We start from the raw sequence: 13,056 nt of genomic DNA on the forward strand, positions 1-13,056 counted from the left end.
CTTGGCAAAATATATTTTAAAAACTTATCTCTTTTATGTCAGCTACTTTTAAAAATGAATTATAAATTTGGCCTATTATTGCAATTCGATTTGCTTTTAAACTTTCATCATCAACATTTATCATAATTTCATCAAAAAACTTATCTATTTTTTCTTTTAATCCAAAAAGTTCATTTAAGTAACTTTCGCTATCTTTTAAATCAAGTTTTAAAGAGTTAAATGCATTGTTTAATTCCCTTTCGGCGTTTTGTGAAATCAAGCTATCATCAACTTTTTTAATTTTTTCATCTTTTATGATATTTGCAAGTCTTTTAAAAGTAGAAAAATTTTCTTTAAAGCTTTCTTTTTTACTTATTTCATCAAGAGCTAAAATTGAATTATTTAAATTTTTTATATCGCTTTCACCACTTTTTAAACAAGCATTTATGATTGAAATATTTGCATCATAAACAGTATTTAATCTATCAAAAATAAAATCTTGTAAAATTTGAAGGTCAAATTTAGTGTAGTTTGGAGAAATTTCTTCTAAAATTTTATTTAAATTAAAATTTAAATTTTTATTTAGAACTATCTTTATTATACCATTTGCAGCCCTTCTTAAAGCATATGGGTCTTTTGTTCCACTTGGAATTTTTCCCACTGAAAAAAGCCCCATTAATGAATCAAGCTTAAAGCTAAGTGCAACAATACTACTAAAAATAGAGCTTGGCAACTCACTTTTTTCACCATCAGGTAAATATTGCTCTTTTATGGCTTTTACAATATTTTCATTTTCTCCCATTGTTTTTGCATAATAACTTCCCATAATTCCTTGAAGCTCGCCAAACTCATCAACCATCAAAGTTGTAAGATCAGCCTTGCTTAAAATAATTGCTCTTTCTAAAAGTTTTTCATACTCTTTTCCGACCTCTTTTTCAAGCTCGTTTTTATAAAGTTTTGCCAAATTTAGAGCAATTTTTATCTCTCTTAACTCCTTATCATAAATCGATCCTAGTTCTTTTATATATAAAACATTTTTTAAGCTATCTGGATTTAGACCGTTTTTGAGATCGCTTTGCCAAAAAAACATCGCATCACTTAATCTTGCTTTTAAAACTCTTTCATTTCCATTAACAATAAGAGAGTCATCATCACAAACTGCATTACTTACAAACACAAAATTGTTAGTTAGTTTGCCATTATTAAAAACTGGGAAATATCTTTGATTTTCTTTCATTGATGTTATTATAACTTCATCTGGAACATTTAAAAATTCCTTATCAAACTCCCCTTTTAAAGCAGTTGGGTGTTCGGTTATGGCTATTACTTCATTTAATAAATCTTTATCTTTTTCTATCTCAAATGAATTATTTTTTTCTAAATTTTTAAACTCATTTAGTATTTTTTCTTCTCTTTTTTTGGAATTTAAAATAATGCCATTTTTTGCAAGTTTTTCGTAATATTCATCAGCTGATTTAAACTCAACTAAATCATAACCAAAGCTTCTATGTGGATAAAAAGCAAGTTTTGATCTCACACCATAAATTTGCATTTCAACATTTTCATTATCCAGGCAAACTGCTAATGATCTAATAGGTCTTATGAACTCAAATTCTCCATTACCCCATCTCATCTCTTTTCCAAAATGAAGCTCTTTTAAAAAGTCATTTATCATATCAGATAAAATTTCTTTTACATCTTTTCCTTTTTGAGTATACTCATAGTATAAAAACTCATCATTGCCTATTTTTTTAAATCCAAGTTTATCTTCATCTATACCACATTTTTTAGCAAAACTAACTGCGGCCTTACTCCAAATGCCGTCTTTTATAGCTATTCTTTTTGGAGCACCAATTTGTTCTACAACTTTATCATCTTGCTTATTTGGAAAATTACTACTATCTAAAACCATTCTTCTAGGAGTAAAATCAAAACTAAAATCAGCTTTTATTTCAAATTTTTCTAATACTTTTTGCCATTTTGGTAAAATGTTTTTATACTCCTTTAAAAAAGGAATTGCTGGGAGTTCTTCAACTCCAATTTCAATCAATAATCTCATCTTTTTTCCTATCTTTATTATTTTTATCTAAAATTTGTTTATTCATACCAACTATTAAATATACCACAAAAAGTATAAATAATGTAGTTATAATAAAATTTATCATTTTACAATAAGCTCCTTACTGCCTTTAAAATTTGTTACAAAAACATTCTCAAAGGTCTGATTTTTACCATTATTTATTTTTTTATTAAAACTATGAATTTTAAATTTGCCAAATTTTGTGTTTATATAGCCATTGAAAACATCACCGTTTATGCTTTTTAAAACATCCCCATGTCTTGAAATTATTGGATTATCAAGCATAAAATCAGTCAAATTTCTAACTTTTCCTAATTTTTTTATCTCAAATTTATCAACCTGAAAATTACCATTATGATAATTGGTACTGTAAATTTTAACTTCTACTAAATCAGATAGCTCTATAATATTGTTTCTACTAAAAAAATAAACACCTCTTTTATTTTCATCAGCCAAACTAAAGCCAAATTTATCTTTATAAACAACAGCTAAGTTTTTTAGCGTCAAAGGAAATAAAACATCATCTTTTTCATAAAAATCATCAATTTTTTTTACATCACTTATAAAATTTGGAGTTTTGTATTTAGAGTTTGCAACGATAGTAAAAAACAAAGGATAATGGTCTGAAACATTTAAATTTCTATTAAAATATTTTGAATTATTAAAAACATTAAAGCTATTTTTTTTATAAATTAAATTTGAATCTTTAAAAAAACTTTTACTAAGTAAAATATGATCAATCGCTCGCCCACTAATATGCGAGCTCTTTTTAGAAAAAAATGTGCTCCATAAATTTACTAAATCATTATTTTTAGATATTTCTGCAACCAATGAATTTGGTTTAAATTCGGTATTAAAATCTCCTAAAACAATAGCATTTTTAGTATTTTTAGTGAAATTCTCCAAGGCTTTTGCATTTATCTTTCTCTTATAATCACCATTTTTAAATGTTAACAAGTGAGTTGTAAAAACACTAAATTTCTGACCTTCAAATAAAAAATCAGCCTTTAAAATATCCCTTGTTTTAACTTCTGTTATTTTTTTTATAGCTGTACTATAAAAAGGAATTTTTGACATTATTCCGACTCCAACTGGGGCTTTTAAATCTTTTGAAAATAAAATATACTTATAGCCAGATTCTTTAGCAAGTTCGTTTAAAACACCTTTATTTTCAATCTCTTGAAGAGCTATAATATCAGCATTTAAATCCTTTATAATGTTTGAAATATTTTTAAGTTTTGCTCTGAATTTAGCATTATTCCAATTTGTTCTAAAATCATTATATTCAGTTCCTTGAATAGTTGCATCAAATAAATTTTCAACATTAAAAGTAGCGATTTTAAGCTCACCAGCAACCAAAAAATAAAAACTAAAAATTAAAGTCAAAAATAACTTCATAAGTTAATCTCGCTAAAATTTTGTCTAATTGCCTCGTAAGCAATTATTCCAACACTCATTGCTAAATTTAAACTTCTTCCATTTTTTCCCATTGGAATTGTTATTGCATTTTGCCAATTTCTTTCCATAAGCCACATCGGAAGACCTGTACTTTCAGCTCCAAAAAGTATAAAATCCCCATCTTCAAATTTAACGTCAAAATATTTTTTTTTGGCTTTTGTAGTAGCAAAATAAAATTTATTAAATTTATCCTCATAAAATTTTAAAAACTCATCTAAACTATCCCAAATAATTGGATCAAGCTTCTTCCAATAGTCCAACCCAGCTCTTCTTACAGCTTTTTCTTCAAGACTAAAAACTGTTGGTTTTATAATATGTAAATTTAAATTAGCATTTATACAAAGTCTTCCAATTGCGCCTGTATTTTGCGGTATTTGAGGATTGACTAAAACAATATTAAACATTAAAAAATCACTGTTTTATTATTATAAACAAAAACTCTATCATCAAATACAAGCTCTAACGCGCTTGCAAGAACATTTTTTTCTACATTTCTACCAGCAACTCTCATCTCTTTCCAATTCATTTCATGATTTACTCTAATTATATCTTGAGTAATAATTGGCCCTTCATCAAGATCATTATTTACAAAATGAGCTGTTGCTCCAACTATTTTAACTCCTCTTTCAAATGCCTGTTTATAAGGATTTGCACCTATAAATGCAGGTAAAAATGAGTGGTGAATGTTTATGATTTTCTTTTTGTATGCATTTACAAAATTTGGTGATAAAATTCTCATATATTTTGCTAAAACTATATAGTCAATATCATACTCTTTTAGTACCTCTAATATCTTTTTTTCATGCTCTAATCGGTCTAAATCTCCGGCCTCAACACAGTGAAATTTTATACCAAATTTTTCAACCAAATCTCTTAAATCATCATAGTTTGCAATAACAGATAAGATATTTGCATTAATTTCTTTGCTGTAATTTTTTATTAATAAATCACCAAGACAATGGGTTTCTTTCGTAGCCATAATAACAATATTTTTTTTCTTTGCTTCTATTAGCTCTATGTGAGCTTTTGAGCCAAGCATCGCACTTAAAAGCCCAGTTAAAGCACACTTATCAATATCTTCATCAGTGTGAATTTCAGCCCTATAAAAAAACTTATTAACTTCATGATCTACAAATTCGTGGTTTTTAGCTATATTTAAACCAAATTTAAAAATAACATCTGAAATTCTATAAATTAATCCTTTTTCATCTTCACTGTAAATTTTTAAAATATACTTTTTCATATAATTCCTTATAAATAAAGGTATTATTTTACATAAATTTGGATAAATTTATGCTTTGAAACTCTAAAATTAAGCCATTTTAGTTAAGTTAATTAAAAAAATATCTACTTCATCTTCTTGATTTTTTCTAAGTTTTTCACCTATTTCTTCATTTTTAAAACCAGCATTTATTATATCTTGTGCTCTTATTTTTGTTTTAAAAACATTATCGTAAATATCTAATTTTTTAGCTTTTTGTATTAGGTCTAAACTATCAAGTCCTAGCCAATTTTTCAAAGGCATCTTAAGCGATATCATAAGCAAATCTTTTAAGTTTGGATTTTTTACATATGGTTCATTTAAAATTTTTTTAAATTTAGTACTTAAGTTTAATCTTTTTAGAACTTTTTCTTTGTTTAGGTTTAAAAAATTTAAAAGATTATAGAGAAAATACATCTCATTTTTAATAAATTTTGAGCCATTTTCTAGCTTTTTAGACAAAATTTCAAGATCATTTTTTGAAATTTTAGACAAAAATAAAAACTCAAAAATATTAAGCTCATAAATAAGCTCTAGTCCAACGCTTTGATGTTCCGCCTTAAAAAGCTTAATAAGCTCATTTTGAATTCTGTCACTACTAAGATCATTCAAGCTGATTGCTTTCATTAAATTTAAGCTTTTATTTTCAACCTTTAAATCAAATCTAGCAGCAAACTGAACAGCTCTTAACACTCTCAAACTATCTTCACAAAAGGTATTTTTATCAACAACTTTTAAAATTTTGTTTTTTAAATCATTAGCTCCATCATAAAAATCTAATATCTCGCCATTAAAGATATTTATCATAATAGAATTAATAGTAAAATCACGCCTTTTTGCAGCTATTTTTTCATTATTGCAAATTTTAACTTCAAAGCCACAATGTCCGTAGCTTACCTTATTTTCAATTCTTGGCAGTGATAAATCAAAATTTTTATACTTATAAACAAAAAAGCTTTTTCCAACACCGCTTGCACCAAGCTTATTCATTAAAATTTCAAAGTCTTGCTCATTTATATCATAAATTTCTATATCAATGTCAAAAGAATTAATGCCTAAAAAATAATCTCTTACAAAACCACCTACAAAATATGCTCTTTTAGTGTGTTTTGAAAGTAATTCTTTAATTTTTATAAAATCACTGTTTTTGGATATCGCTAATTCGTTTATCGATATTTGCAAGTAAAAACTCCATAAATTTCAAGCTCAACTCAACTCTTGCCTCAATATCTCCTTTATCAAAGCTATTAAGCCCATCAAATAATACTAAAATTCGCTCTTTTATTTTTAGTAAAAATTCTTCTTGGCTTAAAATATTTACTGAATTTATTTCTTCATGCTCTTTTAAATTTTCACTATTTTCTTCTAGTTTTTGCAAGTAATCATATTGTTTTTCTTCGGCATTGTCTATAATATTTTTACTATTGTTATCTTCTTTAAACTCAAGCTCATCGGAATTTTCATCAAAGTTTAGTTGATTTGAATTTTTTAATTCTTCTATTATTTTTTTAGTAATTTCTTCTATCTTCATATATCTACAAGCCACCTTTTAAATTTATTGATATCTTTTTCATCTGTGCTTAAAAAAAGAGCAAGCATTGGATTTTCTAAGTTTTTCTTAACTCTAATAAGACCAAGTTTTGCTTTTTCATCATCTGGGTAAATATCTAAGATATCTTTGTAAATTTTACCAGCATCGTTAAGAAGCCCTTGTGATTCATAAATCAGGGCTTTTGTAAGATTATCTTTCATCATCATTTATATAATTACTTATGATTGAGCCCATATCGCCTGTTGTGCAAACTTCCTTAGCGCCGTAGTTTGCGATATCTTTTGTCCTATAGCCATCTCTTAAAACTTTTTTAACCGCATCTTCTATGGCTTTTGCAGCTTGGTTTTCTTCAAAGGCATATTTTAACATCATTGCCGCACTTAAAATTGTAGCAATTGGATTTGCAATACCTTGTTTTGCGATATCTGGTGCTGAACCATGAATTGGCTCAAAAATACCAACTTTTCCCCCAATGCTTGCACTTGGTAAAAGACCGATTGACCCACAAATCATACTTGCTTCATCGCTTAAAATATCGCCAAATAAATTCTCAGTTAAAAGCACATCAAATTGTTTTGGGTCTTTAACCATTTGCATAGCAGCATTATCAACATACATATAATCAAGCCTAACATCAGCATATTTTTTAGCGACATTTGCCACAACTTCACGCCAAAGTTGGCTAGTTTCAAGCACATTTGCTTTATCTACTAAAGTTACTTTTTTATTTCTTTTTAAAGCTGCTTCAAATGCTATTTGTGTTATTCTTTCAATCTCTTCTTTTGAGTAAATCATAGTATTATAAGCGCTATTTTCTTCTTTTTTTCTTGGCTGTCCAAAATAAAGCCCACCGGTTAATTCTCTAACTACAAGCACATCAACGCCTTTTAAAATATCAGGCTTTATAGTTGATGCTTCAACTAGTTCATCAAACACAATAGCAGGACGAAGATTTGCAAATGCACCAAGATCTTTTCTAAGTTTTAAAAGCCCACTTTCAGGACGAAGTTCTCCTTCTAAGTTGTCCCATTTAGGTCCTCCTATAGCACCAAGCAAGACCGCATCAGAGTTTAGAGCTGTTTCAAGAGTCTCAACTGGGATTGGACTTCCTAAGACATCTATTGCCTCACCACCTAATAAAACATGCTCATAGTTTAACTCAAATTCAAATTTGCTCGAAACTGTATCTAAAACCTTTATAGCCTCATCAACTATTTCAGGCCCGATTCCATCGCCTTTTATAACACAAATATTATATCTTTTCACTTTTTATTTCCTTAAAATGTTTTCTTTTGCATAATTTATTAATCCACCTGATTTTAAAAGTTCTTGCATAAATTCAGGAATTGGTTCAAATTTATACTTTTCGTTTTTAGTCAAATTTGTAATCACACCACTATTTATATCTATTTTAATCTCATCATTTTCATCTATTTTATCACTATCTTTGCATTCAAGTATCAAAAGTCCTGTATTAAAACTATTTCTATAAAAAATTCTCGCAAAAGATTTGGCTATTACAGCGCCTATTCCAGCTGCTTTTAAAGCTATTGGAGCATGCTCTCTACTACTTCCACAGCCAAAGTTTTCTCCAGCAACGATAATATCTCCGTTTTTAACATTTTTAGAAAAATCTTTATCTTTATCTTCCATTATATGTGTTGCTAAAATTTTTGGATCTGATGTGTTTAAATATCTTGCAGCAATAATTATGTCAGTATCGATATTATCTCCAAATTTCCAAACTTTTGCCATTTTTTTCCTTCAAAATAAAATCGTAAGCTATGATTTTACCAAAAAAATATAAACTAAGGCTTTAAAATCATTAAATTCAAAAAAATAAACAAAAAAAATTGATGAAATTATTTTATAAATTATTATATGTATTTTAAAAATTTCACAAAAAATTAACAATTTTTTCTTAAACTTTCGCAAATTTTTAATAATTATAAGGAGATTTAAGATGAAAATAAAGCAAAAATTTGCAACACCGATTGCTTTATGGAGTTTTTTAATAGTTGGATTAAGTGGAATTTTAATGTTCATTGATTTTAAAACAAAAAACTTAACTTTAATACACGAATATGTTGGATTAATACTTATTTTAGGTATTTTTTTACATTCAATAGCAAATTTAAAACCATTTAAAAGCCATTTTACAAAAGAAAAAGGAGTTGTTTTTGGTATTGTTTTTATTGCAATCTGTGTAGTTTTTTATCTGTTTTATCCGCAGCCAAAAAATATGAAAAAAGGAAAAATTTTAAACGATGTATTGCAAACTTCTCTTAATAAAAGCGTTAATGATACACTTTCTTATTTTGATATAAACAAAGATAGTTTTTCTAAATTTTGTTCTAAAAACAGCTTTGATTGTTTAAATTTACAGATAAATTTAAAAGAATTTGCCATTAAAAATTCAAAAAAACCTAATGAATTAGCAGTTGAAATTTTTACTTTAAAATAAAGTTAAGCTTATTTGTAACAAATTTTCCATTTTAATGAGCAAAAACTGGTAAAAATCATTTTTATAGCTGCTTTAAAAACAAAACTTGATAAAATGAAACGATGAATTCATTTTAAAGGAGTGAGTAATGAAAAAAGTTTTTGGCTGGTATTTTAAAGCAAACTTAGCATATAGAATACTAGGAGCTTTAGTAATTGGCTCTATTATCGGAATGATAGTTCCAAAAGGAGTGATTTTATTTGGAAATACAACTTTACTTAGCGTAATAGCACCATTTGGAGATCTTTTTATAAGACTTTTAAAGATGATAATCGTGCCAATTATTGTAGCTTCTCTTATCATGGGAACAAGTTCGATTGAGCCATCAAAACTTGGAAGAGTTGGTGGAAAAGCAGTATTTTTTTACTTTGCAACAACTCTTTTTGCTATTGTCATAGGTTTAGCCTGTGCTTTTGTTTTTCGTCCTGGAAGCGGGCTTGATCTAAGCGATGCATCAGTTGCTGTTTCTAAAACTGCAAATGCACCAAGCATTAGCGAAATATTTTTAAGCATAGTTCCTACAAATCCAATTAGCTCTATGGCAAATACAGATGTCTTGGCAATAATTTGTTTTTGTATATTCTTTGGTGTTGGCTTAGCCTTTTGTAAAGAAAGCAATGATGAGAGGATAAAAAACTCAGCAAATACAGTTTTTAACTTTTTTGATGGTATTAGTGAAATAATGTTTAAAATGGTTAGATGGATTATGGAGTATGCTCCAATTGGTGTTTTTGCCTTAATGTTTGCTGTGTTTAATAAAAGTGGAGCTGGAGCTTTCTCATCGCTTGCAAATGTTACAATAGCACTTTATGTAGGACTTGCACTTCAAGTAATTTTAGTTTATTGTGGAATTTGCCTCATTATGAAACTAAATCCGGTTGATTTTATAAAAAAAGTAAAAGATCCTATGCTTACAGCTTTCGTTACAAGAAGCTCAAACGCAACTTTGCCTATTTCTATGGATACAGCCGAGCATAAAATGGGTGTTCCAAAAGGAGTTTATAGCTTTGTTTTACCTGTTGGAGCAACTGTAAATATGAATGGAACTACCGTTTATCTTGGAGTTTGCTCTCTTTTTATAGCAAATGCTTGTGGGATTGATCTAACTATGGGGCATTATATAACTATTGTTATCACCTCTATATTAGCAGCTATTGGAACAGCAGGAATTCCTGGAGCAGGAGCTATAATGCTTCTTTTAATACTTGAATCAATTGGTCTAAAAGTTGAAGGAAATGTCGCAATTGCCTATGGTATGATTTTGGGAATAGATGCAATTTTAGATATGGGAAGAACTTCTATGAATGTCGTTGGAGATGTTGTAGCTTCTATTTGGGTTGCTAAAACCGAAGGCGAACTTGATGAAAGTAAATGGGAACATATCTAAATTTTAAATTTTAAGAGGTAAAAACGCCTCTTAAAATTACTTTTTAATTCCATAAAACTCATAAAAATAAATTTATTGTATTTTAATATTTTTGAAGCTTTCTTTGTAAGGTTTTTAATCTCAAATTTAATTTTATAAAATTTAAATTGCTAAAAATTTTTTTATTTAAAAAAATAGTAGATAAAAATTTAACTAATTTATCTAAACAGTAATTTTAAATAAAAAGTAAAAACTACTTATTCTACAAATAAATAAATTCTAAAATTTTACATAAATATCAGCTAAACTTTAAAAATAGTAAAAATTTAAAACAATATTTCAAAAAAGCTTAAAAATATCTTTGTTTTTCAATTTTTTCACCAAAATTTTATAAATTTGTAATTTTAGCATAATTTTCCTTAAAAATATATTTTATTTAAGTTATTTTTAATAAAATTTCGGTATAATTAATTCCTTTATTGCTACAAACTACAAAGGAGTTTCCCACTATGCCATCAAATGCAAAAAAACCACTTACCACAAAACAATCATTAGAAGAAGTTGAAGAGCTTTTTAAAGAAAATGAAAAAGGATATGTAACATACGAAAAACTTATTAAGCTTTTTGATAAAAGTCCAACCCAAGCAAATACTAAAAAAATAGAGTCTTTAGCTAACAAACATAAAGTTACCTTAAAAACCTCAGCCGAAGTTGCAGAAATAAAAAATATTGAAGATGCCAAAAAAAAGGCATTAAAAGCTAAAAAATATATAGAAGAAAATTTAGATGAAGAATTTGATATAACAAATGAAACAGAACTTTTAGAATGGGGAAGAAGTGAAAATCCTGTAAGAATGTATTTAAGAGAAATGGGGCAAATTTCACTTCTAACAAAAGAAGAAGAAATTGAAATAAGCAAGCAAATAGAGCTTGGTGAAGATATTATAATAGATGCTTTTTGTTCGGTTCCATATTTAATAGACTTTATACTTGATTATAAAGTTCCTTTAATAAATCGCGAAAGAAGAGTAAAAGAGCTATTTAAAAACTTTGATGAAGATAATAACGAAGAAGATGATATAGAAGATGAGGATTTTGAAGAAAGCGAAGAAGATAAAAACTCAAATAGAGAAAAAAGAAACGATAAAAGAGCTATAAGAGTCACAGAAAGCTTTAAAGCACTAGAAAAAGCTAAAAAAGACTGGCTTAAATATGCAGAAAAAAATGAGGATATTATAAAAGAAGGTGAAGATATGCTTTACGCAAAACTTAGCCTTACTTTTAAAAAGAAAATTTTAAAAGAAAAACTTATGGATCTAGGCCCTACAAGCAAGCTTATCAATGAGATAGTTAAACAGATGGAAACTGCTTTAAAAAGCGACGATCATTTTGAAAAAGAACTCAAAAGACTTGAATATAGACTTCCTCTTTTTAGCCCAGAGCTTAAGGAAAATCATGCTAAAATTTTAAAAGATATCACAAAATTAAGTAAAGATGAAATAACTGAAAGAGTTCCTGAGGCAACTATGGTTTCTACATATGTCGATATCAAAAAACTTTTCCAAACAAAAGAGGCAAGTAAAGATAGTTTTGATATGGATCCAAAAAGACTAGAAGTTATTTTGGAACAAATTAAAAGAGGTAAAAATATTTCAGATCGAGCAAAAGGTAAAATGGCAAGATCAAATTTAAGACTTGTTGTAAGTATAGCTAAGCGATATACTAACCGCGGACTTCCATTTTTAGATCTCATACAAGAGGGAAATATTGGATTGATGAAAGCAGTTGATAAATTTGAGTATAAAAAGGGTTATAAATTTTCAACATATGCGACTTGGTGGATAAGACAGGCTATTTCAAGAGCAATTGCTGATCAAGCAAGAACTATAAGAATTCCTATACATATGATAGAGACAATCAATAGAATAAATAAAATAAATAGAAAATATATCCAAGAAGAAGGAAAAGAAGCAGATATTAATGTAATTGCTGAAGAAATTGGCATGAGTGTAGATAAAGTAAAGCAAGTTATTAAAATAACAAAAGAACCAATAAGCCTTGAAGCACCAATTGGAAATGAAGATGATGGAAAATTTGGTGATTTTGTAGAAGATAAAAGCTCACCTTCACCTATAGATAACGTGTTAAATGATGATTTAAAAGAGCAAATTGACGCGGTTTTAGAGCAACTAAATGAAAGAGAAAGAACTGTTATTAGAATGCGTTTTGGGTTATTGGATGATGAAAGCGATAGAACATTAGAAGAAATTGGAAAAGCACTTAACATAACAAGAGAAAGAGTTCGCCAAATAGAAAGCTCAGCGATAAAAAAACTAAAACATCCAAAAATTGGAAGAGACCTTAAGAATTATATAGAAATGAACTTTTTGAAAAATTAAATATATCTAAAAATATAAATGGCTCTTTTAAAATAAAAACAAACATTTTAAAGAGCCATATCTTTACTAATGATGATTTTTTTATAAAAATATTTAAATTTTCTATAAAAAATGTCAAGATAATTTATTTTTACTTTTTAATTAACATTTTATTATATAAATAAAAAATTTTAATGCACCGAAAATTTTTTTTAAAAAAGACCCAAATTTAGCAGTATTATTAACAAGCAAAATAAATGCACTACTCTATCCAATATATGAAAAAATATTAAAAATTTTAACGAACAATAATCAATTAATATAATTTATAGATAGCTTTAAAAATCCTAGATTTTATTAATAATTTTTTTTGAATAAAATTAATAAAATAACTCTATATATTTAAAAAAATATTCTTATAAGATGGAGTTAAAATAATTATATTTTCGAGTAGCTCCATAAATAAAAATTTATTTTAA

The 13,056-nt window shown here is 27.3% G+C and carries 13 protein-coding genes; 3 read left to right on the plus strand and 10 right to left on the minus strand.

The window, feature by feature from the left end; all coding sequences use genetic code 11:
- Positions 1 to 16: 16 nt before the first annotated feature.
- The 10 genes from glyS to CURT_RS06180 form a co-directional block, all read right to left on the minus strand.
- A complete protein-coding gene (gene glyS / locus CURT_RS06140) occupies positions 17 to 2,038 on the minus strand; it encodes a glycine--tRNA ligase subunit beta (RefSeq protein ID WP_018713684.1) in 2,022 nt (673 codons plus the stop codon).
- On the minus strand, positions 2,022 to 2,144 hold the full coding sequence (locus tag CURT_RS09475) for a hypothetical protein (protein WP_016647240.1): 123 nt from the start codon (positions 2,142 to 2,144) through the stop codon (positions 2,022 to 2,024). The genes glyS and CURT_RS09475 overlap by 17 nt, the downstream gene beginning before the upstream one ends.
- Positions 2,141 to 3,457: an endonuclease/exonuclease/phosphatase family protein gene (locus CURT_RS06145; protein WP_018713683.1), complete on the minus strand. Its 1,317-nt coding sequence runs from the start codon at positions 3,455 to 3,457 to the stop codon at positions 2,141 to 2,143. Before CURT_RS06145 ends, CURT_RS09475 begins: the two co-directional genes overlap by 4 nt.
- Positions 3,454 to 3,921, minus strand: a complete 468-nt coding sequence (locus CURT_RS06150) for a tRNA (cytidine(34)-2'-O)-methyltransferase (RefSeq protein ID WP_018713682.1) — start codon at positions 3,919 to 3,921, stop codon at positions 3,454 to 3,456. Before CURT_RS06150 ends, CURT_RS06145 begins: the two co-directional genes overlap by 4 nt.
- A complete protein-coding gene (purU, locus tag CURT_RS06155; protein WP_018713681.1) occupies positions 3,921 to 4,760 on the minus strand; it encodes a formyltetrahydrofolate deformylase in 840 nt (279 codons plus the stop codon). The genes CURT_RS06150 and purU overlap by 1 nt, the downstream gene beginning before the upstream one ends.
- Before the next feature lie 69 nt (positions 4,761 to 4,829).
- Entirely contained in the window at positions 4,830 to 5,960 is a 1,131-nt protein-coding gene (locus CURT_RS06160; protein WP_018713680.1) for a tRNA nucleotidyltransferase/poly(A) polymerase family protein, read from the minus strand.
- Complete coding sequence (locus CURT_RS06165; RefSeq protein ID WP_018713679.1) at positions 5,917 to 6,309, minus strand: CiaD-like domain-containing protein; 393 nt, start codon at positions 6,307 to 6,309, stop codon at positions 5,917 to 5,919. The genes CURT_RS06160 and CURT_RS06165 overlap by 44 nt, the downstream gene beginning before the upstream one ends.
- Positions 6,306 to 6,533, minus strand: coding sequence for a hypothetical protein (locus CURT_RS06170; protein WP_018713678.1), 228 nt, complete (start codon positions 6,531 to 6,533; stop codon positions 6,306 to 6,308). The genes CURT_RS06165 and CURT_RS06170 overlap by 4 nt, the downstream gene beginning before the upstream one ends.
- Positions 6,520 to 7,596: a 3-isopropylmalate dehydrogenase gene (gene leuB, locus CURT_RS06175; RefSeq protein WP_018713677.1), complete on the minus strand. Its 1,077-nt coding sequence runs from the start codon at positions 7,594 to 7,596 to the stop codon at positions 6,520 to 6,522. The genes CURT_RS06170 and leuB overlap by 14 nt, the downstream gene beginning before the upstream one ends.
- A gap of 3 nt (positions 7,597 to 7,599) precedes the next feature.
- Positions 7,600 to 8,085, minus strand: coding sequence for a 3-isopropylmalate dehydratase small subunit (locus CURT_RS06180; protein WP_018713676.1), 486 nt, complete (start codon positions 8,083 to 8,085; stop codon positions 7,600 to 7,602).
- A 208-nt stretch (positions 8,086 to 8,293) separates the two neighbouring features.
- Here CURT_RS06180 and CURT_RS06185 point away from each other — a divergent pair, with 208 nt between their 5' ends.
- The 3 genes from CURT_RS06185 to rpoD all read left to right on the plus strand — a co-directional run bounded on the left by CURT_RS06185 (position 8,294) and on the right by rpoD (position 12,598).
- Positions 8,294 to 8,794 carry a hypothetical protein gene (locus tag CURT_RS06185; protein WP_018713674.1) on the plus strand — a complete coding sequence of 167 codons (501 nt, stop codon included), beginning with the start codon at positions 8,294 to 8,296 and terminating at the stop codon, positions 8,792 to 8,794.
- A gap of 127 nt (positions 8,795 to 8,921) precedes the next feature.
- Positions 8,922 to 10,220 carry a dicarboxylate/amino acid:cation symporter gene (locus tag CURT_RS06190; protein ID WP_018713673.1) on the plus strand — a complete coding sequence of 433 codons (1,299 nt, stop codon included), beginning with the start codon at positions 8,922 to 8,924 and terminating at the stop codon, positions 10,218 to 10,220.
- A 488-nt stretch (positions 10,221 to 10,708) separates the two neighbouring features.
- Positions 10,709 to 12,598, plus strand: a complete 1,890-nt coding sequence (rpoD, locus tag CURT_RS06195; RefSeq protein WP_018713672.1) for an RNA polymerase sigma factor RpoD — start codon at positions 10,709 to 10,711, stop codon at positions 12,596 to 12,598.
- Positions 12,599 to 13,056 lie beyond the last annotated feature (458 nt).

Source organism: Campylobacter ureolyticus (genome assembly GCF_013372225.1).
Lineage (GTDB): Bacteria > Campylobacterota > Campylobacteria > Campylobacterales > Campylobacteraceae > Campylobacter_B > Campylobacter_B ureolyticus.

Coding starts and splice junctions, on each gene's coding strand:
- CURT_RS06150 (WP_018713682.1), bottom strand. CDS start 3,921: ATGTTTAATATTGTTTTAGTCAATCCTCAAATACCGCAAAATACAGGC.
- CURT_RS06180 (WP_018713676.1), bottom strand. CDS start 8,085: ATGGCAAAAGTTTGGAAATTTGGAGATAATATCGATACTGACATAATT.
- glyS (WP_018713684.1), bottom strand. CDS start 2,038: ATGAGATTATTGATTGAAATTGGAGTTGAAGAACTCCCAGCAATTCCT.
- rpoD (WP_018713672.1), top strand. CDS start 10,709: ATGCCATCAAATGCAAAAAAACCACTTACCACAAAACAATCATTAGAA.
- purU (WP_018713681.1), bottom strand. CDS start 4,760: ATGAAAAAGTATATTTTAAAAATTTACAGTGAAGATGAAAAAGGATTA.
- CURT_RS06185 (WP_018713674.1), top strand. CDS start 8,294: ATGAAAATAAAGCAAAAATTTGCAACACCGATTGCTTTATGGAGTTTT.
- CURT_RS06170 (WP_018713678.1), bottom strand. CDS start 6,533: ATGATGAAAGATAATCTTACAAAAGCCCTGATTTATGAATCACAAGGG.
- CURT_RS06145 (WP_018713683.1), bottom strand. CDS start 3,457: ATGAAGTTATTTTTGACTTTAATTTTTAGTTTTTATTTTTTGGTTGCT.
- CURT_RS06190 (WP_018713673.1), top strand. CDS start 8,922: ATGAAAAAAGTTTTTGGCTGGTATTTTAAAGCAAACTTAGCATATAGA.
- CURT_RS09475 (WP_016647240.1), bottom strand. CDS start 2,144: ATGATAAATTTTATTATAACTACATTATTTATACTTTTTGTGGTATAT.
- CURT_RS06165 (WP_018713679.1), bottom strand. CDS start 6,309: ATGAAGATAGAAGAAATTACTAAAAAAATAATAGAAGAATTAAAAAAT.